Genomic DNA, 21,663 nt, shown 5'->3' with positions numbered 1-21,663 from the left:
CGTAGCCTGTGGAACCTGTGGACAAGTCCGCGGAGTTGTCCACACCTGTGGACGACACGCCCACTACATATGGGGTTGGGCTCGGCCGGGTGCCCGCATATATAGTGATGTGACGGCGGGCAACCCCATCGTCCTGGCTCCGCGGAGCAGGGCGGACGAGGGCTCGCCGAGCATTTCCCCTGGTGAGGACCAGGGCTGGTGAGACGCAGGCGACGGGCACGTCCCGCACCGCGTCACCGCCGACCGCAGGACAGTCCGCCGCCGATCAGCGCGGACGATGAAGACGACGAGGAGCAGAGTGTCCATCACCGTAGTGAAGCGCGACGGCACGCGGGAGCCGTACGACGCGAACCGCATCAACCTGGCCATCGAGGACGCGACGCAGGGCCTCGACGAGAACATCGGCTGGGTCACGCAGATCGCCTCCGAGCTCGAGATCACCCTCTTCGACGGGATCACCACGCAGCAGCTGGATGAGGCCGTCATCCAGGTCGCGCTCCAGAACGTGAAGGACGACCCGGCGTTCGACACCGTCGCCGCGCGCCTCCTCCTCAAGACCATCTACAAGCGCGTCCTCGGCGACTACTCGTCGCCCGAGGAGCTCAAGCGCCTTCACGCGGAGCACTTCGCCCGCAACATCCAGCGCGGCGTCGACGAGATGCTCCTCGACTCGCGCCTCGTGCAGCTGTTCGACCTGGAGCGCCTCGCCCAGGCCCTCGAGCCCGCGCACGACGAGCTGCTCAAGTACATCGGCGTCGTCACGCTGAACAACCGCTACGGCATCAAGGGCCGCAACGGCGACGCCCTCGAGGTGCCCCAGTACTTCTGGATGCGCATCGCGATGGGCCTCACGCTCAACGAGCAGGACCCCACCGAGACCGCCATCGCCTTCTACGAGAAGATGTCGAAGCTCGAGTACCTCGCGGCCGGCTCCACCCTCGTCAACGCGGGCACCATCTACCCGCAGCTCGCGAACTGCTTCGTCATGGAGATGCAGGACGACATCGAGCACATCGCGAAGACCACGCGCGACGTCATGTGGCTCACCAAGGGCACGGGCGGCATCGGCCTCTCCGTCTCGAAGCTGCGCGCGCAGGGCTCGCCCATCCGCTCGAACAACACCACCTCCACGGGCCCGATCCCGTTCATGCACACCATCGACTCGGTGCTCCGCGCGGTCAGCCGCGGCGGCAAGAAGTTCGGCGCCCTGTGCTTCTACATGGAGAACTGGCACCTCGACTTCCCGGAGTTCCTCGACCTGCGCCAGAACTCGGGCGACCCGTACCGCCGCACCCGCACCGCCAACACGGCCGTGTGGATCAGCGACGAGTTCATGAAGCGCGTCCAGAACGACGACGACTGGTACCTCTTCGACCCGCTGGAGGTCTCCGACCTCAACGAGCTCTACGGCAAGGCCTTCTCGGAGCGCTACGCGTTCTACGTCGGCGAGGCCGAGGCCGGTCGCATCCGGATGTTCAAGCGCATCAAGGCGCGCGAGCAGTTCAAGTCGATCCTCATCTCGCTCCAGACCACCAGCCACCCGTGGCTGACCTGGAAGGACACGATCAACAACCGCGCCCTGAACAACAACACGGGCACGATCCACCTCTCGAACCTCTGCACCGAGATCACGCTGCCGCAGGACGAGGACAACGTCTCCGTCTGCAACCTGGCGTCCATCAACCTGTCGCAGCACTTCGCCGACGGCAAGGTCGACTTCGCCAAGATCGAGCAGAGCGCGCGTCTCGCGGTGCGTCAGCTCGACAACCTCATCGACATCACGCGCTCCAGCGTGAAGGAGGCGGACTTCTCCAACCAGCAGAACCGCGCGGTGGGCCTCGGCGTCATGGGCTTCACCGACATCGTGGAGAAGCTCGGCTACTCCTACGAGTCGGAGGAGTCGTACGACCTGATCGACGAGATCATGGAGCACGTCTCCTACGCGGCCATCGACGAGTCGGCGGATCTCGCGAAGGAGCGCGGCGCGTACCCGAACTTCGAGGGCTCGCGCTGGTCGGAGGGCCTCGTGCCGCTCGACTCCATCGCGCTCATGGAGGCCGACCGCGGCGTGCCCGTCAAGGTCAACCGCACCACGCGCCTCGACTGGGACGCGCTGCGCGCCAAGGTCAAGGGCGGCATGCGCAACGCGACGCTCATGGCGATCGCGCCCACCGCGTCCATCGGCCTCGTCGCGGGCACCACGCCCGGCCTCGACCCGCAGTTCTCGCAGATCTTCAGCCGCTCCACCTCCTCGGGCAAGTTCCTCGAGGTCAACAGGAACCTCGTGAAGGACCTGCAGGAGCTCGGCATCTGGGAGGCCGTGCGCGAGAACATCCTGCGCAGCCAGGGCGACATCCAGAACATCGCCGCCATCCCGGACTCGGTCAAGGCCACGTACCGCACGAGCTTCCAGCTCTCGCCGTACGCGTTCCTCGAGGTCGCGGCACGTGCGCAGAAGTGGATCGACCAGGCCATCAGCCGCAACATGTACCTCGAGACGCGCGACCTCGGCGACATGATGGACATCTACTTCGCCGGCTGGGAGCGCGGGGTCAAGACCACGTACTACCTGCACATGAAGCCGCGTCACACGGCCGAGCAGTCGACCGTCAAGGTCGACAAGTCGCAGGACGCCGACGGCACCAAGCGCAAGGGCTTCGGCGGATTCGGCGGCGGCGCACCCGCGGCCGTCCCCGCGTCGGCCGCTCCCGCATCCAGCGCGACCGCGGAGGCCCCGGCCCCGCAGTCCGCCCCGGCGCCCCGCAAGGGCTTCGGCTTCGGCGGAGTGGGAGGTGCACGCTGATGAACGACGACACGTTCGGCGACTACGTCGTCCCCATGGACCCCATGGACGAGCTCCAGTGCGACTCCTGCCAGTAGGCGGGCATCGCTCCTAGCTCCTCCCGGCCCGACCGGCCGCCCCACCGCACGACCCGTAACGCAGCGCGAAAGTAGAGACACCAATGTCGAAGATCCTCGGCACGGGAATCCAGGAGGGCCTCCTCCTCAAGCCCGTCAACTACCAGTGGGCCATGGACCTGTACGACCAGGCCGTCGCCAACACGTGGTTCCCCAACGAGATCCAGCTCGGCGAGGACATCGCGGACTTCAAGAAGATGACGGACGAGGAGCGCCACGCGATCACGTTCCTCATGAGCTACTTCAACCCGAACGAGCTCCTCGTGAACAAGGCGCTCGCGTTCGGCGTCTACCCCTACATCAACGCGCCGGAGTGCCACCTCTACCTGGCGAAGCAGATGTGGGAGGAGGCGAACCACTGCATGTCGTTCGAGTACGTCCTGGAGACGTTCCCGATCGACCGCGAGGCCGCGTACAACTCCCACGTCGACATCCCGTCGATGGCGCGCAAGGAGGAGTTCGAGGTCAAGTTCATCAAGCGCATGACCGAGCAGACCCTCGACATCACCACCACCGAGGGCAAGAAGGACTTCGTCCGGAACCTCGTCGCGTACAACGTCATCCTCGAGGGCATCTGGTTCTACTCGGGCTTCATGGTGTCGCTGTCGTTCCGCCAGCGGAACCTGCTGCGCAACTTCGGCTCGCTCATGGACTGGATCGTGCGCGACGAGTCGCTGCACCTGAAGTTCGGGATCAACCTCATCCTCACGGTGCTCGAGGAGAACCCCGACCTGCAGACGGAGGAGTTCGCCGCCGAGATCAAGCAGATGATCCTCGACGCCGTCGAGATGGAGGAGCAGTACAACCGCGACCTCCTGCCGAACGGCATCCTCGGGCTGAACGCGAACTACATCAACCAGTACGTGAAGTACCTGGCCGACCGCCGCCTGGAGGAGCTCGGCTTCGAGGCCGAGTACAAGGTCTCCAACCCGGCGAAGTGGATGGCGACGGCGAACGACACGCTGCAGCTCGTCAACTTCTTCGAGTCGACCAACACGTCGTACGAGTCGAACGCGTCGGCCACCGTCGGCGCCAAGTAGCACCGGAACACCCGCCGCGGGAGACCGCGGCACCGCACCATCGACGCCGCCCGCGCCGCGCATCCACCCGGATGCCGGTGCGGGCGTCGTCATGCCCGCGCCGGCATCCGGTCGGGCCCGGAGGGAGAGGGAGCATGACCGAGGAGCAGCCCGGGACCCGGCACGTCGCGCGCGACGGACGGGTGTACCGCACCGAGGTGGTCGGCTGGGAGGACCCGCGCGGGGCGCGGATCCGGAAGGCCATGGAGGCCGAGATGGACGTGCGGTACGAGGGCCGGCACGACGACGACCCCGACTGGCCCGCGAAGGCCGCGGTCGCGTTCGCGTTCGACCCGGCGGACGTCGAGGCCGTCGTGCTGCTCGTCCTCGAGGGCGACGACCGGGATGCGGCGGCGCACGGCGTCATCCGGCACCTCGGCGACGACCTGGAGCTGAAGAAGGTCGTCGTGGATCCGGGGCATCGCGGCACAGGGCTCTCCCGCGTGCTCATGGCCGAGCTGGAGCGCGTGGCCCGGGAGCGCGGCGCGCGACGGCTGATCCTGCAGACGGGCGACCGGCAGCCGGACGCCATCCAGCTCTACGCGACCGCGGGCTGGCTGCCCATCGACGTGTACCCGCCGTACATCCCCGTCACGAACTCGGTCTGCTTCGAGAAGCCGCTCGTCTGATCCCGCGCGGCGCTGCGAGCATGGGGTGATGGAGATCCTCATCGCCCCCACCGCGCTCGACCACGCCCTCCGGACCCGCGACGACGTGCGCGTGATCGACGTGCGCTGGTCGCTCGGCGGACCTCCCGGCCGGCCGCTGCACGAGGCCGGGCACATCCCTGGCGCTGTGTACGCGGATCTCGACACGGAGCTCGCAGGGCACGGTGCGCCCGAGGAGGGGCGGCACCCGCTGCCCGCGACCGCCGACCTCGAGCGGGCGGCGCGCGGCTGGGGGATCCGGCAGGGCGACGCGATCGTCGTGCACGACGACGGCGGCAACACGGCCGCCGCGCGGGCGTGGTGGCTGCTGCGCGACGCGGGCATCGCGGACGTGCGGATCCTCGACGGCGCGCTGCCCGCGTGGGTCGCGGCGGGGCTGCCGCTGGAGACGGGATCCACCGCGCCCGAGCCCGGCGACGTGACGCTCACCCGGGGCGCGCTGGCGACGCTCGACGAGGCCGCCGCCGCGGACGTGGCGCGTACCGGCGTCCTGCTCGACGCGCGTGCGGGGGAGCGGTACCGCGGCGAGGTCGAGCCCGTGGATCTGCGCGCGGGCCACATCCCCGGCGCCGTGAGCGCGCCGACCGCCGGGAACCTCGCCGAGGACGGCGCGTTCCTCCCGGCCGACGCCCTCCGGGCGCGGTTCGCGGACCTCGGCATCCGGGCGGGCGACCGGGTGGGCGTCTACTGCGGCTCGGGCGTCACGGCCGCGCACGAGATCGCGGCGCTCGCCATCGCGGGGATCGACGCGGCGCTGTACCCGGGATCCTGGTCGGCGTGGGCGAACCGGCCGGAGCTGCCGGCCGCGACGGGCGGGGCGCCCGGCGGCCACTGACGACCCGTCAGCCGAGGCGGCCGTCGGCGAGCGTGAGCACCCGGTCGGCGCGCTCGGCCGCCGTCGCGCTGTGCGTGATGAGCAGGATCGCGACGCCCGTGCGCGCGCGTGCCTCGTCGAGGGCGTCGAGCACCGTCCGCTCGGCCGTCGCGTCGAGGGACGCGGTGATCTCGTCGCACACCAGGAGGGCCGGGGCCGCGGCCAGCGCCCGGGCGATCGCGACGCGCTGGCGCTGACCGCCGCTCAGCTCGTGCGGCCGGCGGTCGACGAGGCGCGGATCCAGCCCGAGGCGCCCGAGCAGCTCGGCGGGATCGACGGCCGGGGAGCCCTGGCGCACCGCGGCGCGACCCGCGCGCGCGAGGGTCGCCAGCACCGTCTCGCCCGGGTGCAGGGCGGCGCGGGAGTCCTGGAGCACCAGCCCCACGAGCGGCTTCTGGTACGTGGAGCGGTCGTCGCCCGGCCACGGGATGCGGGCGCCGGCCACCTCGAGCACGCCCGCCTCCGGCACGAGCAGGCCGGCGATCGCGCGGCCGACGCTGGTCTTCCCGGAGCCGGACCGGCCGCGGATCGCGACGATCCCGCCGGCTGGGATGCGGAGGGAGGCCTCCTCGACCACCCGGTGCGCGCCGAAGCGGATGCGGAGGCCGGACACGTCGACGGCGGGGAGGGCCGGTGCGGCCGTGCGGGACGCAGCCGTCGCCGTCGCCGCAGCACGCGGAGGCGGCGCAGCGTCCCGGGTCCCGCCGGGTGCATGGGCTCCGTCGCGCAGGGTGACGACGCGCCCGCTCGTGCGCGCCAGCACATCGGGATCGTGGCTGGCGAGGACCACTGCCGGGAGCCACGGGAGGCGCGCGACGTGGCGCGCGACGAGGTCGGCGGTCTCGGCGTCCAGCGCGCTCGTGGGCTCGTCGAGGAGGACCACCGCAGGCTGCGCCGCGAGGAGGGCCGCGAGGATCACGCGCTGCGCCTGGCCGCCCGAGAGCTCGGATCCGCGCCGCCGCAGCAGCGTGGGGTCGAGGCGCGCGTCGTGCGCGGCCTCGAGCACGACCCGGCCGAGCTCCGCGCGTGAGGTGCGGCCCGCGGACCGTCGCGCCGCCTGGCGGATGTGGTGCAGCGCGGTGCGCGCGGGATCGAGGGCGCTCGCCGGATCCTGCGGCACGTGCCCCACGACCTGCCCGCGGAGGAGGCGGCGGCCGGCCGGGGTGAGGGGATCCACGCCGTGGACGCGGACGGTGCCCGCGGCGACCCTGCTGCCGGGGGAGAGGTGGCCGAGCAGCGCGTGCAGGAGGGTCGACTTCCCGCTGCCGGACGGCCCGGAGAGCCCGACGACCTCGCCGGGCGCGACGCGGAGGTCGATCCCGTGGAGCAGCGCCGCGCCGGGGGCGGTCGCGTCGGTCGCGTCTGTCGCGGCACGGATGGTGAGGCCCCGGACCTCGATGGCGGGGATCACCTGCCGCCTCCCTGACGTCTGCTCGTCGCATCCACCGCGAGCGTGACGCCGAGCGCGACCGCCACGAGGAGCCCCGCCGGCACGAGGGTCGCGAGCGGGTTGGAGCGGATCCCGACCACGTCCTCCCGGACCATCCGCCCCCAGTCGGCCGCGGGCGCGCTGGCGCCGACCCCGAGGAACCCGGCCGCGGCGGCGAGCTGGAGCGCGGCGATGAAGCGGAGGCCCGCGTCCGCCAGGGCGACCGAGCGGATCCCGGGGAGGATGTCGTGCCGGAGCCTGCTGCCGATCCCGTCGCCGCGCGCCCGGGCGATGACGACGTGGTCGGCCGCCGCGACGATGCGCGTCTGCTGGCGGATGACCCGCACGGAGAACGGCGCGCTCACGAGGGCGATGGCGGCGACGATCGCCGCGGGCTGGCCCGGGGCGCCCGCCGCGAGGACGAGCAGCACCAGCAGCGCGGGCAGGGCGGCCACCGCGTCGACGACGCGCACGGCCGCATCCGACACCCGAGACGGGCGCAGCCCCGCCCGGATCCCGATCGCGAGCCCCACGGCGCTCGCTATCAGGGTCGCGGCGAGGGCCTCGAGCACGAGACCCTGCCCGCCCGCCGCCACGCGCGCGAGCAGGTCGCGCCCCAGCAGCTCCGTGCCGAGCGGATGCGCGGCGTCCGGACCCGCGAACGGCCGCCCGACGACCTCGTCCGGCGAGCCGAGCGGCAGCAGGGGCCCGAGGAGGGCGGCGGCGACGACGCCCGCGGCGAGGAGCAGGGCGAGCGCCCGGAACCTGCCGGGCACCCGGCACCCGCCGAGCACCCGGAACCCGCCGAGCACCCGGCACCCGCCGAGCACGCGGCACCCGCCGAACGTGCGGGGTCCGCCGGGCGTGCGGGATCCGCCGCGCGCCTCGCTCATCCGCGCACCTGCTCGGCACCCCGGCGGCGACGGAGGAGGGCCGCGCCGATGTCGCCGACCAGCAGGATCGCGAGGGCCGTGCCCCCGAGCGTCAGCGCCACCGCCTGCACCATCGGCACGTCCCGCGCGGACACCGCGCGCGTGAGCTCCAGGCCGATGCCGGGGACGCCGAACAGCGTCTCCACGACGATCCCGCCCCCGAGCAGCCCGGCGGCCACCAGCGCGAGCGACTGCAGCGCGGGCGCCGCCGCGTTCGGCAGCACGTGGACGAGCGCGAGGCGGAGGCCGCGGATCCCGTTCAGCCGTGCGTGCTCGATGAACGGGGCGCGCATCACGTCGACGACGGCCGCGCGCAGCATCCGCGCGGCCGGGCCCGCGCCGGCGAGGGCGAGCGTCGCGACCGGCAGCACGAGCACCTCCGGGTGCTGCCACGCGGCGTCGCCCAGCGGCAGGAGCGCGACGGCGGGGAGCACCGGCACGAGCGAGGTGAACAGCACGAGGAGCGCGATGGCGACGAGGAAGTCCGGGGTCGCCATCATGACCACCGTGAGGGAGGTGAGCCATCGGTCGGCCGCGCTGCCCTCCCGCATACCCGACGCGAGGCCGAGGCCGGTCGCGATCACCGCGATCACCGCGACCGCGAGCGCCGTGATCGTGAGCGTGTCGGCGAGGCGCTCGGCGACCAGCGGCGCGATCTCGCGGCCGGAGACGAGGGATCTGCCGAGGTCGCCGTGCAGGGCGCCGGCGGCCCAGGCCAGGTACCTCTCCACCACCGGGCGGTCGAGGCCGAGGTCCGTGCGCAGGGCGTCGTGCTCCGCCGCGGTCGCGCCGCTGCCCGCGAGGGCGCCCGCGGCGTCGCCGGGCAGCGCGGACGCGCTCGCGAACACGACGGCCGAGAGCGCCACGAGGGTGATGAGCGCGGCGCCGCACCGCCCGGCGATCCACCGGCCGAGCGGCGCCGCGGAGCTCACCTGGCCGCGACCGTCGCCCGCGACAGGTCGGGGAACTGCAGCTCCCGGACGCCCGCGACGCCGTCGGACTGCGCGCTGATCGAGGGCACGAACACCGGCTGGATCGTGTAGCCCTTCGCCCAGATGATCTGCTGGGCCTGGTGCGACGCGGCGAGCCGGGCCTCCGGGGTGGCGGCGCTGCGCGCCTGGGCGACGAGCGCGTCCGCCTCGGGCAGCGCTCCCGGCACGTGGTTCGGCTCGAAGAGCGCCGGAGGCGTGTACCCGGCCGCGAACGGCAGCTTCTGGTAGGCCGCGTAGTCGGCGTAGAGCTGGCCGGCCGGCAGCTGGGAGAGGGTCGCGTCCACGCCGATCGCGCGGAGGTCCTGCACGACGAGCGTCGCGGTCTCGACCATGCCGGGCAGCTCAGGGCCCGCCGTGAGCGTCACGGCCATGCCGCTCTGTCCGGCCTCGGCGAGGAGCGCCCTCGCCCGGTCCGGGTCGTGCTCGCGCTGCGGCAGCGTCGTGTCGTAGCTCGGGAAGCCGAGCCCGGGCACGTCGTCGCCCGCGAACGCGTGGCCGTAGTAGACGGTGTCGACGATCTGCTGGCGGTCGATCGCGAGCTTGAACGCCTCGCGCACGCGCTCGTCGGCGAAGGGCGCGAAGGACGGGTTCATCAGGAACTGCAGGGAGGAGGCGTAGGGCAGCTCGCTGGTGGAGACGGTGATCCCGGACGCTCCCGTGAGCTCCTGGGCCTGCGCCGGGGCGAGCCCGCTCGCGTAGTCGACCTGGCCCTGGCGCAGGGCGTCCTCGCGGGCGGTCTGGTCGGAGATGGACAGCAGCTCGATGGAGTCGAGCGTCGGTCCGGTGCCGAGGGCGTTCCCGTAGAACGTCGGGTTCCGGGTGAGGGCCGTGCTCTGCCCGGGCTCGAATCCGCTGATGGTGAAGGGGCCGGAGGACGGCGTCGTCGGTGTGAACTCCGTGGTGCCGTCCTTGATGGCGAGCATGCTCTGGCAGATGAGCTGGCGCCCGTCGGCGACCGGGTGGCGCGTCGGCAGCGTGACGGTGAGGTCGTCGACGGCCGTGGCGGCGTCGACGTCGAGGTCGCGCGCGACGATCTGCGTGAACGGCAGGCCGTGCAGCAGCCCGGGAGCGCGTAGCGAGTAGATGACGTCCGCGGCCGTGAGCGTGGATCCGTCGGTGAACGGCACGTCGGGCCGCACGTGCAGCGTGTAGGTCGAGAGGTCGGCGCTCACGTCGATGGAGGAGAGGGCGCCGTAGGAGACGCCGTCCGGAGCTGACGCGTCGATCTCGCAGAAGGGCGCGTGCACCAGCCGCGCGCGCACGTAGTCGAGAGCGGTCGGGCCGACGAGGTAGTCGAGCGTCTCGGCCGCGCCGCCGCCGGGGAAGGCCGCGCGGAGCGTGCCGCCCGTGGTGGCGTCCGCGGAGCTCGCGGGGGACGAGGCGCAGCCGGACACCGCCGCGGTCATCGCGATGGCGACGAGCGCCGCGGTGGTCGCGGGATGCCTCCTGGGGAGCGTGGTCATGGGGATCCTCCGTGCAGCTGCGTGGGCCCCGCACGGCGGCGCGGGACGAGGCGCAGACTACCGGCTTATCGAGAATGATTCTCAACGGATTCCACACGCGTCCGGCGTCGCCCGGGCAGCGAGACCCGTTGCATCCGTTCGGGAGCGGCGGTCAGGCCCCCGCGCGCCGCACGGCGATGATCGTGCAGTCGTCCGCCTGCCCCGCCGGGGTGAGGGCCACGAGGGCGTCGATGAAGCGCCGCGCGGATCCGTGCCGCGCCAGGAGGCCCGCGAGGTAGGCGTACGCCGCCTCCTCGTCGGGGAAGAAGTCGAGCAGCCCGTCGCTGAACACCACGAGGCCGTCGCCCGGATCCAGCCGCACGGACTGCTCCTGCCACGCGTCCTCCGCCTCGAGCCCGAGCGGGAGGTGGTGGCCGCGGAGGCGCAGCATCGCGCCGTCCGCCCGGATGACGAGCGCGAGCCCGTGCCCGGCGTCGACGTAGGTGAGGATGCCCGTGGCGAGCTGGAGGCGCGCGTGGAACAGGGTGGAGAAGGATCCGGCGGTCGAGAGGTCGTCGACGAGCGCGGCCGCCGCGTGCACCATCGTGTCGCGCACCCCGTGCGCGCGGGACGCGAGGCGGATGGTGGCGCGGACGCCCGCGGCGAGGATGGCGGCGCCGACGCCCTTGCCCATCACGTCGGCGAGGGTGAGGCGCAGGTCGCCGTCCTCGAGGAACCAGTCGTGCACGTCGCCCCCGACGACCTGGGCGGGCACGCTCGTGCCCGCGACCTCGTAGCCGTCCAGGTGCGGTGCGGCCTGCGGGCTGAGTGCCCGGGCGACCTCGGCGGCGCGGTGGCTGTCGGTCTCGCGGGCGAGCTCCTCGGAGAAGAAGTCGCCGATGAGGGAGAGGCGGGCGCGGTCGGTGGGGCCGAAGGACCGCGGCGCGGTGTCGGCGACGAGGAAGACGCCGATCACGTTGCCGTCGGGCGCGCGCAGCTGCTGCGCGGCGTAGAAGCGGATCCCGAGCGGGCCGGTGACGCTGGGGGAGGTGGCGAGGCGCGGGTCGAGCAGGGCATCCTCGACGACGAGCATGCCGCCCTCGGCCGCCAGCGCCGCGTCGCTGAAGGTGCCGTTCCGCGGCCAGCGCGCGGAGGGCAGGCCGGTGGCCGACTTCATCCAGATGGCGTCGGCGCCGACCACCCCGACGGCCGCCATGGGCACGCGGTAGAACTCGGCGATCATCACCGTGATGCGGTCGAAGCGCGTCTCGGGCGCCGTGCCGAAGACATGCAGCGCCTCCAGCGACTCGAGTCGCTGGCGCTCCCGGAGGTCGGTGTCCATGCGCGTCCCCCTTAGCTCTCGCGGCGGATCCCCCGATCCGCGCACCCTCACGCCGCCGGTGCGGCCGGTCGTGCGGGATGGATCGAGTCTACGCGCGTGAGGAAACGCCGACCCGCCGCCCGTCAGCCCGCGAGCACCTTGCGGATCCGCTGCAGCGACACCGGCTCGGCCGTCGGCAGGTGCTGGGCGAAGAGGCTGAGGCGCAGCTCCTCGAGCATCCAGCGGGCGTGCACGAGCGACTCGGGCGCGTGCGCCGCCGACGGGATGACGCCGCCGGCCTCGCGGTAGAGGTCGGTCGCCTTCTGCACCTCGGTCATCCACGCGCGGTCGCGCGCGGGCTGGTCGGGCAGGCGCTGCACGCGGTGGGTGAGGCCGGAGAGGTAGGCGGGCAGGCGCTGGAGGCGCGCGAGTCCGGTGGCCGAGACGAAGCCCGGGTGCACGAGCCCGGCGAGCTGCTCGCGCGCGTCGGTGAGAGCGCCGATGAGCTGCATGCTCGTCGCCTGCTTGATGGCGCGCTCGGCGTCGCGGTACCCCGTGAGGATCCGGTTCACGAGCGCCACCGTGTCGAACATGGAGTCCATGACGACGCCCGAGACGCGGTCGCGCGCCGTCTCGAACAGCTCCTTGGAGTAGATCGCGCCGCCGGGGGCCACGCGCTCGAGCACCTGGTCGATCGCGGCCAGCAGGCAGTCGTCGAAGAGCGCCTGCACGTTCGGGTACGGGCTCGTCGCGAGCATCAGCTTCTCCTGGCTCGTGAGGTGCTGCTTCACGTAGGCGGAGGGGTTCGCGATGGCGAGCACGAGCAGGCGCCGCACGCCGCCGGGCATGGCGCGCGCCTGGTCCTCGGCGGTCGCCATGAGGCGGATCGCGACGGTGGATCCCTCGTCGACGAGCGCGGGGTACGCGCGGATGACGTGCCGGCTGTCGCCCGTGCCGCCCTGCGCGGTGTCGACGAAGCGCGGCAGCTCGTCGAGGTCCCACGTGGTGAGGCCGGTGCGCTCCATGCCGCGGGTCGCGGGTCCGGATGCGCCGGCGACGCGCTCGACCGGGCGCGCGGTGGCGCGGGCGACGCTGTCGCGCGCACGGCTGGACAGGCGTGCCTGGAGCTGCGTGAGGTCGCGACCGGCGGCGACCTCGCGGCCGCGCTCGTCGACCACGCGGAACGCCATGCGCAGGTGCGCGGGGATCCGGTCGAGGTCGAAGTCGTCGTCGGCCACGCGCACGTGCGCCTTCCGCATGATGAGGCCCGCGATGGTGGTGGTGAAGGCCACGGGGTGCTGCGGATCCGGCTCGGGCAGCCCCTCGAGGAGCCGGTCGGCCCAGTCCGCGGCGGGCACCACGTTCTTGCGCAGCGCCTTGGGGAGGGCCTTGATCATGGCGGTCACGAGATCGCGCCGCATGCCCGGCACCTGCCAGTCGAAGCCGGCGGGGCTGAGGCGCGCGAGCAGCGCGAGCGGCACCTGCACGGTCACGCCGTCGTCGGGCGCGCCCGGCTCGAAGCGGTAGGTGAGGGAGAGGCGCTGGTCGCCCTGCTGCCAGGTGGGAGGGAACGCGGCCTCGTCGACGTCGACCGCGTCCTCGGCGAGGAGCTCCTCGGCGGTCATGGTGAGGAGCTCCGGCGTCTCCTGCCGCTGCTTCTTCCACCAGCCCTCGAAGGCGCGCGTGGAGGCGACGTCGCGCGGGATGCGCTTGTCGTAGAACTCGAACACGGCCTCGTCGTCGTTGAGGATGTCGCGGCGGCGCGTGCGCTCCTCGACCTCGGCGAGCTCCTCGCGCAGCTTCCGGTTGGCGCGGTCGAACGCCTGCTGCGACTCCCAGTCGCCCTCGACGAGCGCGTGCCGGATGAAGAGCTCGCGCGCGTACGCGGGATCGATGCGGGAGAACTGCACGCGGCGCTTGAGCACGATCGGCACGCCGTACAGCGTGACGCGCTCCCATGCCACGGTCGCGCCCTGCTTCTTCTCCCAGTGCGGCTCGCTGTGGGTGCGCTTCACGAGCGCGCCCGCGATCGGCTCGGCCCAGGCCGGGTCGATGGCCGCGTTGGTGCGCGCGAACAGGCGGCTCGTCTCCACGAGCTCGGCGCTCATGATCGCGTCGGGCTGCTTCTTCGCGAGCGCCGACCCCGGGAAGACCACGAAGCGCGACTGCCGCGCGCCGACGTAGTCCTTCTTCTGCGCGTCCTTCAGCCCGATGTGGCTGAGGAGGCCCGCGAGCAGCGACTTGTGGATCCCGTCCGGGTCGGCCTTCGGCTCGTTCATCTGCAGGTCGAGCGGGCGCGCGAGCTGGCGCAGCTGGCGGAAGACGTCCTTCCACTCGCGCACGCGCACGTAGTTGAGGAACTCGGCCTTGCACATGCGGCGGAACGCGCTCGAGGAGAGCTCGGCCTCCTTCTCCTCCAGGTGGTTCCAGAGGTTGAGGAGGGTGATGAAGTCGCTCGACGGATCCACGAACCGCGCGTGCTGCTGGTCGGCCTGCGGGCGCTTCTCGAGCGGGCGCTCGCGCACGTCCTGGATGGTGAGGCCGGCCACGATGATCATGACCTCGCGGCTCACGCCGTGCTTCCGGGACTCGACGACCATGCGCGCGAACCGCGGGTCGATCGGGAGGCGCGACAGGTCGCGGCCCACCTTGGTGAGGGCCGGCGTCCCGTCGGGGGAGCGGACGACCGCGCCGAGCTCCGTGAGCAGGTCGACGCCGTCCTTGATGCCGCGCGAGTCCGGCGGCTGGAGGAACGGGAACGCGGCGATGTCGCCGAGGCCGAGCGACACCATCTGCAGGATGACGGCCGCGAGGTTCGTGCGCAGGATCTCCGGCTCGGTGAACTCGGGCCGGCGGGCGAAGTCCTCCTCGGAGTACAGGCGGATCGCGATGCCGTCGCTCGTGCGGCCGGAGCGGCCCGAGCGCTGGTTGGCGGACGCCTGCGAGATCGCCTCGATGGGGAGGCGCTGCACCTTGGAGCGCACGGAGTAGCGGGAGATGCGGGCGGTGCCGGCGTCGATGACGTACTTGATGCCGGGCACCGTGAGGCTCGTCTCGGCGACGTTGGTGGCCAGCACGATGCGGCGGCGCACGCCCGCCTGCGTCGACGGCTGGAAGACGCGGTGCTGGTCCGCGGACGAGAGCCGGCCGTAGAGCGGGAGCACCTCGGTGTGCGGGAGGTCCCGGCTGCGGATCGCGTCCTCGGCGTCACGGATCTCGTTCTCGCCGCTGAGGAACACGAGCACGTCGCCCGACGACTCGGCGGCGAGCTCGTCGAGGGCCGCGTTGATCCCCTCGAGGAAGTCGCGATCGTCGGCCGGGCGCTCGAGCGGGGCGTCGGCGAGGTCGTCGTCCTCGCCCGCGACGGCGGCCTCGGCCACGAGCGGGCGGTAGCGGATCTCCACGGGGTACGTGCGCCCGGACACCTCCACGATGGGCGCGTCGCCGAAGTGCTTCGAGAAGCTCTGCGGGTCGATGGTGGCCGACGTGATGATGAGCTTGAGGTCGGGCCGGCGCGGCAGCAGCTGCTTGAGGTAGCCGAGCAGGAAGTCGATGTTGAGGCTGCGCTCGTGGGCCTCGTCGATGATGATCGTGTCGTACTTCTTGAGCAGCCGGTCGCGCTGCAGCTCGTTGAGCAGGATCCCGTCGGTCATGAGCTTGATGCGGGTGTCGGCCGAGACCTTGTCGGTGAACCGCACCTGGTAGCCCACGAGCTGGCCGACCTCGCCGCCGAGCTCCTCCGCGATGCGCTCCGAGATGGTGCGCGCGGCGAGCCGTCGGGGCTGCGTGTGGCCGATGCTCTCGCGGCCGAGCTCGAGGCAGATCTTCGGCAGCTGCGTGGTCTTGCCGGATCCCGTCGCGCCCGCGACGATGACGACCTGGTTGTCGCGGATGGCGTCGGCGATCTCGTCCCGCATCCGGCTGACGGGGAGCTCGGGCGGGTACGCGATGCTGGATTCCATGCTGGTTTGAGTCTATCCGCGGGGCGCCGCCCCTCCCCGTGGCCGCGGCCCGGAGGTAACGTCGGGGAAAGGCGCCGGGACACCACGGCGCGCGGGTCGCAGTCGCCGCCCGAGTCGACGACGACCGACGGGATCCACCCATGAGCTCCGACACGCCCCTCCTCGCCGACGACCACCCGACGACCACCGGGTTCGCCTCGGTCTCGGTCGCCGCGATCCTCGCCGAGTCGGCTGAGCGGCACGCCGATCGCGTCGCCGTGGTCGTCGGCGACGTCCCCACCACCTACCGCGAGCTCTGGGACCAGACGCGCGCCTACGCGGGCGCCCTCGCCGCGCGCGGTGTGGGGGAGGGCACGCGCGTCGCGATGCTCATCCCGAACGTCGCCGACTTCCCGCGCGTGTACTACGCGGTGCTCGCGCTCGGCGGCGTGGTCGTGCCCGTGCATGCGCTGCTGAAGAGCGAGGAGATCGCGTACGTGCTGCGCGACTCCGGATCCGCCCTCCTCGTCTGCGCCGGCCCTCTGCTCGAGCAGGGCGCGAAGGGCGCGGCGCTCGCCGAGGTGCCGGTGATCAGCGTGCTCGTGCCGGCCGCCACCGAGGGCGGGCCCGACCGGCTGGAGGAGCTCGCGCAGGCCGCGACGCCCATCCGCACCTACGTGCCGCGTCGGCCGTCCGACACCGCGACGATCCTCTACACGTCCGGCACCACCGGCCAGCCGAAGGGCGCGGAGGGCAGCCACCTCGCGCTCGTGATGCAGGTCGACGTGCTCATCCTCGACACCTTCGACCTGCGCGCCGGCGACCGGATCCTCGGCTGCCTGCCCCTGTTCCACACCTTCGGGCAGACCTGCACCATGAACGCGTCGTTCCGGGCGGGCGCCACGATCGTGATGGTGCCGCGCTTCGACGGCGACACCGCCCTCGCGCTCATGGTCGAGCACGAGACGCAGGTGTTCATGGGCGTGCCCACCATGTACTTCGCCCTGCTCGCGGCCGCCGCCAGGAACCCCGCGCGCCCGGTCCTCCGCTACGCCATCTCGGGCGGCGCCGCGATCCCCGTGGCCGTCATCGACGCGTTCCGCGAGCAGTTCGACGCCGAGATCCACGAGGGCTACGGCCTCACCGAGACCTCGCCCGTCGCGTCGTTCAACCACGTCGGCGTACCGGCGCGGCCCGGCACCGTCGGGAAGCCGATCTGGGGCGTGCAGATCGAGATCGCCGACCCCGAGCACGAGGACCGCGTGGAGCTCGTGGAGCGGGGCGTGCTCGGCGAGATCGTGATCCGCGGCCACAACCTCATGAACGGCTACCTGCACCGCCCCGAGGACACGGCCCGCGCGGTCGTCAACGGCTGGTTCCGCTCCGGTGACCTCGGCACCATCGACGAGGACGGCTACATCCGCGTGGTCGACCGGACGAAGGACATGATCCTGCGCAACGGCTACAACGTGTACCCGCGCGAGGTCGAGGAGGTGCTCGCCCGGCACGAGGCCGTCGCGCAGTGCGCCGTGTTCGGCGTGCCGCACGAGGAGCACGGGCAGGAGATCGTCGCGGCGATCGTGCCGAAGGCGGACGCCACGGTCGACGCGGCGGAGGTCGTCGCGTACATGAAGGAGCGCATCGCCTCCTACAAGTACCCGCGGCGGGTCGAGGTGGTCGAGGCGCTGCCGCTCGGGCCGAGCGGCAAGATCCTCAAGCGGGCGCTCGTCGAGCGGTTCGGCGCGTGAGCGGCGGGGTCCTCCGCACCTCCATCCCCTCGGTCGCGATGGGCGACGGCGTCCCGATCCCGCAGTTCGGCGTGGGCACGTACAAGGTGTCGGACGGGGATGCCGAGCGGATCGTCGCCGACGCGCTCGAGGTCGGCTACCGGCACATCGACACCGCGGCCATGTACGGCAACGAGGAGGGCGTCGGGCGGGCGATCCGCGCCTCCGGGATCCCGCGCGACGAGCTGTTCGTCACCACCAAGGTCTGGAACGACGACCACGGGCGCGAGCGGGCGGCCGAGGCGATGCGCCGCAGCCTCGACCGGCTGGGCATGCCCGCGGTCGACCTGATCCTCATCCACTGGCCCGCCGCCGAGCGCGGCCTGTACGTCGAGACGTGGGAGGCGCTCGCCGCGGCGCGCGCGGACGGGCTGACCCGCTCCATCGGCGTCTCCAACTTCCTCGTGCCGCACCTCGAGGCGCTGGACGCGGCCGGGCTGCCCGCGCCCGCGGTGGACCAGATCGAGCTGCACCCGCGGCACCAGCAGCGCGCGACGACCGAGTACCTCGCCGAGCACGGGATCGCGGTGCAGGCCTGGAGCCCGCTCGCGCGCGGCGCCGTCGCCGACGCGCCCGTCGTGCGCGACGCGGCCCGCGCGCACGACCGCACGGACGCGCAGGTCGTGCTCCGATGGCACGTGCAGCGCGGCACGATCGTCTTCCCGAAGACCACGCGGCGCGAGCGGCTGGTCGAGAACGCGGACGTCTTCGACTTCGCGCTGACCGACGACGAGATGGCCGGGATCACCGCGCTCGAGGCCGCCGGACGCGTCGGCAGCCACCCCGACCAGGTGGTCTGAGCCGGGCGCTCCCCAGCGGCACGGACGCGTCACCTCCGGCGGGTACGGTGTCCGTCATGTCCCAGCACCGCATCCGCACGCGCCTCAAGTCCGTGGTCTCCCGGGGCGTCGCGCCCCTCGGTGGGCATGCGGGCGGCGCGTCGCGGGCGCGGGCCGAGCGGGAGGATCCCGCGGAGCAGTCGGGCGCGCGCCGCCCGAGCCTCGTCGACAACGGCGTCTACGTCGACGGCTGCCGCGTCGCATCGCCCGCCACGCTCGCCGACACATTCCGCGAGCTCGACGAGCGGCCCGACGCGATGGCGTGGATCGGCCTCTACCGCCCCACGGTCGAGGAGCTGCAGGCGCTCGCCGAGGAGTTCGACCTGCACGAGCTCGCGGTGGAGGACGCGGTGCAGGCCCACCAGCGCCCCAAGACGGAGCGGTACAGCTCCACGCTCTTCACCGTGCTGCGCGCGGCCCGCTACGTGGACGACCGCGAGGAGGTGGAGTTCGGCGAGCTGCACGTGTTCCTCGGCCGCAACTTCGTGATCACCGTCCGGCACGCCGAGTCGCCCGACCTCTCGGCCATCCGCACGCGCATGCAGGAGCGGCCCGAGCTCCTCACCCACGGGCCGCAGTCGGTGCTGTACGCGATCCTCGACGCGGTCGTCGACGGGTACGCGCCCGTCGTCACGGGCCTCGCCAACGACATCGACGAGATCGAGGACCAGGTGTTCGACGGGGATCCGGCCGTGTCCCGCCGCATCTACGAGCTCTCCCGCGAGGTCATCGACTTCCAGCGCGCGGTGCGCCCGCTCGGCGGCATGCTGCAGCAGCTGCAGGCGGGATCCGGCAAGTACGAGGTGAGCGAGGACCTGCAGCAGGCGCTCCGCGACGTGGCCGACCACGTCATCGTCGTGAACGAGCGGGTGGAGGAGTTCCGTGTGCTGCTGCGCGACATCCTCACCGTGAACTCGACGCTCGTCGGCCAGCGCCAGAACGAGGAGATGCGCGAGCTCAGCGAGTCGAGCAACCGGCAGAGCGTGGAGACCCGCAAGATCTCCGGCTGGGCGGCCATCCTCTTCGCGCCCACGCTCGTCTCGAGCGTCTACGGCATGAACTTCGACATCATGCCGGAGCTGCACTGGGACTGGGGCTACCCCTTCTCCCTCGTGCTGATGCTCGGCGTCAGCGGCGTGCTCTACGGGATCTTCCGCAAGCGCGACTGGATCTGACGCCCGGCCCGACGCCCGCCGGGTCCCGTCGCGCGCCCCGCGCGTAGCGTGGACGCATGCCCAACCGCCTCGCCGACGCCGTCAGCCCGTACCTCCTCAGCCACGCGGACAACCCGGTCGAATGGCGGCCGTGGGGCGAAGAGGCGTTCGCCGAGGCCCGCCGCCGCGACGTGCCGGTGCTCGTCTCGGTCGGCTACTCGACCTGCCACTGGTGCCACGTCATGGCGCGCGAGACGTTCTCGGATCCGGCGCTCGCCTCGCGTCTGAACGAGGGGTTCGTCGCGATCAAGGTCGACCGCGAGGAGCATCCGGAGGTCGATGCGGCGCTGATCACGGCGGCCGGCGCCTTCACGGATCAGCTCGGCTGGCCGCTCAACGTGTTCACGACGCCCGAGGGCCGCACGTTCCACGCGGGCACCTACTCGCCGCCCGAGCCGCGCGCCGGGCACCCCTCGTTCCGGCAGGTGCTCGACGCGGTCGCCGACGCCTGGACCACGCGGCGCGACCAGGTCGAGCATGGCGCGGGGCAGCTGAGCGCCGCGATCCGCGAGGCCTCCGAGCGCGGATCCGTCGCGTCGCCGCTGCCCGACGCCGCCGCGCTCGACCGGGTCGCCGCCGAGCTCGCCTCGTTCGAGGACGCGGAGCACGGCGGGTTCGGATCCGCGCCCAAGTTCCCCGTCGCGCCCGTGGTGCTGCTGCTCGACACGCTCGCGACCGCCGGCGCGCTCACGCCCGAGCGCGCGACGGCGACCGCCGCGCTCGTGCGCCGCACGCTCGAGGCGATGGCCGGATCCGACCTGCGCGATCCCGTGGAGGGCGGCTTCTTCCGCTACTCCACGCGCCGAGACTGGTCCGAGCCGCACTACGAGCGGATGCTCTACGACAACGCCCTGCTCCTCGACGCCTACGCGCGCGCCGGGGACGAGGAGGTCGCCGCGGGCATCGTCGCCTTCCTCATGGGGACCCTGCGGCGCGCGTCCGGCGGGTTCGCATCGGCGCAGGACTCGGAGAGCACGGTCGGCGGGCGTCGCGTCGAGGGCGGGTACTACGCGCTCGACGCCGCCGGGCGCGCGGCCGAGGAGCCGCCGGCCGTCGACGGCAAGGTGCTCACCGGCTGGAACGGGCTCGCGATCGGCGCGCTCGCCCGGGCGGGCCGCGCGTTCGGACGCGGGGAGTGGATCCACGTGGCCCGTGCCGCCGCCGACATGCTGCTCCAGGAGCACGTGCGCGCCGACGGGGCGCTCGTGCGCGCCTCGATCGACGGTCGCATGTCGCCCGCGGTCGCGACGCTCGAGGACCACGGGATGCTCGCCGACGGGCTCCTCGCGCTGGCGCTCGCGACGGGCGAGGTCGGCTACGCGGTGCGGGCGCGAGGGATCGTGGACGCGCTGATCACCACGGCGGACGCCCACCCGCAGCCGGGCGCCGCGGGGTTCCGGGTGCCGACGGGCGCGGATCCGGTGCTCGCGGGCTTCGGCCTCGACCTCGCGGCCGACCCCTCCGAGGGCGCCTACCCCTCGGGCCTCACGGCGGCGGCGTCGGCCGCGCGCGTGCTCGGGCAGCTGACAGCGGATCCGCGCTACGAGCGGGCGGCTCGCGCCGCGCTCGCGACGGTCGCCGCGGGCGGCGCGAGCCGGCCGATCGCGTTCGGCGGCGCGCTCGAGCAGGCGGCGGCGATCGAGGCGGGCGGGCGGCAGCTCGTCGTGGTCGTGCCGGACGGCGCCGACGCGGCGGGCGACCCGCTCGCGGACCTCGCGCGCGGCCGCATCCGCCCGCCGCGCGTGTCGCTCGTCGTCACGGGGACGGCGGCCCGCGCGTGGGCCGCCGCGGGCTTCGAGCTGCTCGCGGACCGCGCCGCGGGATCCACCGCCACCGCCTACCTGTGCGCCGACTTCGTCTGCCGCCTCCCGGTGACCACGGCCGACGCGCTGCGGGCGCAGCTGGCCGACGCGGCCTGACCGCCGAGGCACCTGCACCGGTGGTCCCACAGTCAGGTCATCGCCCTCCATGGTCCTGAACCCGTGGGAGCGATCCGGCCCGGTCACGGCCGAGGGATGCGTCGGGGAAGCGGACCACGGCGGCTGTCTCGTGGGCGTCGGCGGGGGAGCCGTCGTGGTTCGATCGGCTGCTGCTGGTGAAATCGAGCACGAACACGGACGTGCTGCGCTGGTCGCCGGGGAGGCGGTCGGCGAAGCGCTGGGACGTTCAGCCGTCACGGCCGGGGACGGCAGCGCCGTGCGTCTGCATCACGACCAGGGGCGCGTG

The 21,663-nt window shown here is 72.9% G+C and carries 14 protein-coding genes; 8 read left to right on the top strand and 6 right to left on the bottom strand.

Features of this window, described 5'->3' with window-relative positions:
- The first annotated feature begins 298 nt into the window (after positions 1 to 298).
- From FGD68_RS14450 to FGD68_RS14435, 4 genes are all read left to right on the top strand, one after another.
- A complete protein-coding gene (locus tag FGD68_RS14450) occupies positions 299 to 2,803 on the top strand; it encodes a ribonucleoside-diphosphate reductase subunit alpha (protein ID WP_119373130.1) in 2,505 nt (834 codons plus the stop codon).
- 160 nt (positions 2,804 to 2,963) lie between these two features.
- Positions 2,964 to 3,959, top strand: a complete 996-nt coding sequence (locus tag FGD68_RS14445; protein WP_012039117.1) for a ribonucleotide-diphosphate reductase subunit beta — start codon at positions 2,964 to 2,966, stop codon at positions 3,957 to 3,959.
- Between the two features lie 134 nt (positions 3,960 to 4,093).
- Entirely contained in the window at positions 4,094 to 4,627 is a 534-nt protein-coding gene (locus FGD68_RS14440) for a GNAT family N-acetyltransferase (protein ID WP_119373129.1), read from the top strand.
- A 28-nt stretch (positions 4,628 to 4,655) separates the two neighbouring features.
- On the top strand, positions 4,656 to 5,501 hold the full coding sequence (locus FGD68_RS14435; protein ID WP_237609603.1) for a sulfurtransferase: 846 nt from the start codon (positions 4,656 to 4,658) through the stop codon (positions 5,499 to 5,501).
- Positions 5,502 to 5,508: 7 nt separating this feature from the next.
- Here the strand turns inward: FGD68_RS14435 and FGD68_RS14430 are convergent, their stop codons facing one another.
- The 6 genes from FGD68_RS14430 to hrpA form a co-directional block, all read right to left on the bottom strand.
- Positions 5,509 to 6,951 (bottom strand): ABC transporter ATP-binding protein, encoded by a 1,443-nt coding sequence (locus FGD68_RS14430; RefSeq protein ID WP_237609602.1) that lies wholly within the window; start codon positions 6,949 to 6,951, stop codon positions 5,509 to 5,511.
- On the bottom strand, positions 6,948 to 7,862 hold the full coding sequence (locus FGD68_RS14425; RefSeq protein WP_237609601.1) for an ABC transporter permease subunit: 915 nt from the start codon (positions 7,860 to 7,862) through the stop codon (positions 6,948 to 6,950). The genes FGD68_RS14430 and FGD68_RS14425 overlap by 4 nt, the downstream gene beginning before the upstream one ends.
- The gene (locus tag FGD68_RS14420; protein ID WP_237609600.1) at positions 7,859 to 8,833 is read right to left on the bottom strand and encodes an ABC transporter permease; all 975 of its coding nucleotides are present in this window, start codon (positions 8,831 to 8,833) and stop codon (positions 7,859 to 7,861) included. Before FGD68_RS14420 ends, FGD68_RS14425 begins: the two co-directional genes overlap by 4 nt.
- Complete coding sequence (locus FGD68_RS14415) at positions 8,830 to 10,356, bottom strand: ABC transporter substrate-binding protein (protein ID WP_119372796.1); 1,527 nt, start codon at positions 10,354 to 10,356, stop codon at positions 8,830 to 8,832. The genes FGD68_RS14420 and FGD68_RS14415 overlap by 4 nt, the downstream gene beginning before the upstream one ends.
- Before the next feature lie 151 nt (positions 10,357 to 10,507).
- Positions 10,508 to 11,677 carry a PP2C family protein-serine/threonine phosphatase gene (locus FGD68_RS14410; protein ID WP_119372797.1) on the bottom strand — a complete coding sequence of 390 codons (1,170 nt, stop codon included), beginning with the start codon at positions 11,675 to 11,677 and terminating at the stop codon, positions 10,508 to 10,510.
- 122 nt (positions 11,678 to 11,799) lie between these two features.
- Entirely contained in the window at positions 11,800 to 15,618 is a 3,819-nt protein-coding gene (gene hrpA, locus FGD68_RS14405) for an ATP-dependent RNA helicase HrpA (RefSeq protein WP_119372798.1), read from the bottom strand.
- Between the two features lie 140 nt (positions 15,619 to 15,758).
- Between hrpA and FGD68_RS14400 the strand changes: the two genes are divergently transcribed.
- The 4 genes from FGD68_RS14400 to FGD68_RS14385 are packed head-to-tail and all read left to right on the top strand — an operon-like array spanning position 15,759 to position 21,356.
- Positions 15,759 to 17,345: a long-chain-fatty-acid--CoA ligase gene (locus FGD68_RS14400; RefSeq protein ID WP_119372799.1), complete on the top strand. Its 1,587-nt coding sequence runs from the start codon at positions 15,759 to 15,761 to the stop codon at positions 17,343 to 17,345.
- Positions 17,342 to 18,184 (top strand): aldo/keto reductase, encoded by an 843-nt coding sequence (locus FGD68_RS14395; RefSeq protein ID WP_119372800.1) that lies wholly within the window; start codon positions 17,342 to 17,344, stop codon positions 18,182 to 18,184. The genes FGD68_RS14400 and FGD68_RS14395 overlap by 4 nt, the downstream gene beginning before the upstream one ends.
- Positions 18,185 to 18,231: 47 nt before the next feature.
- Positions 18,232 to 19,398, top strand: coding sequence for a magnesium and cobalt transport protein CorA (locus FGD68_RS14390; RefSeq protein WP_104235069.1), 1,167 nt, complete (start codon positions 18,232 to 18,234; stop codon positions 19,396 to 19,398).
- 56 nt (positions 19,399 to 19,454) lie between these two features.
- On the top strand, positions 19,455 to 21,356 hold the full coding sequence (locus FGD68_RS14385; protein ID WP_237609599.1) for a thioredoxin domain-containing protein: 1,902 nt from the start codon (positions 19,455 to 19,457) through the stop codon (positions 21,354 to 21,356).
- The last annotated feature ends 307 nt before the right edge of the window (positions 21,357 to 21,663 follow it).

The organism is Clavibacter californiensis, from assembly GCF_021952865.1.
In the GTDB taxonomy this organism is placed as follows: Bacteria; Actinomycetota; Actinomycetes; order Actinomycetales; family Microbacteriaceae; genus Clavibacter; species Clavibacter californiensis.
The sequence above is the reverse complement of the archived record's forward strand: the minus strand, read 5'-3'. Positions and strand labels throughout refer to the sequence as shown.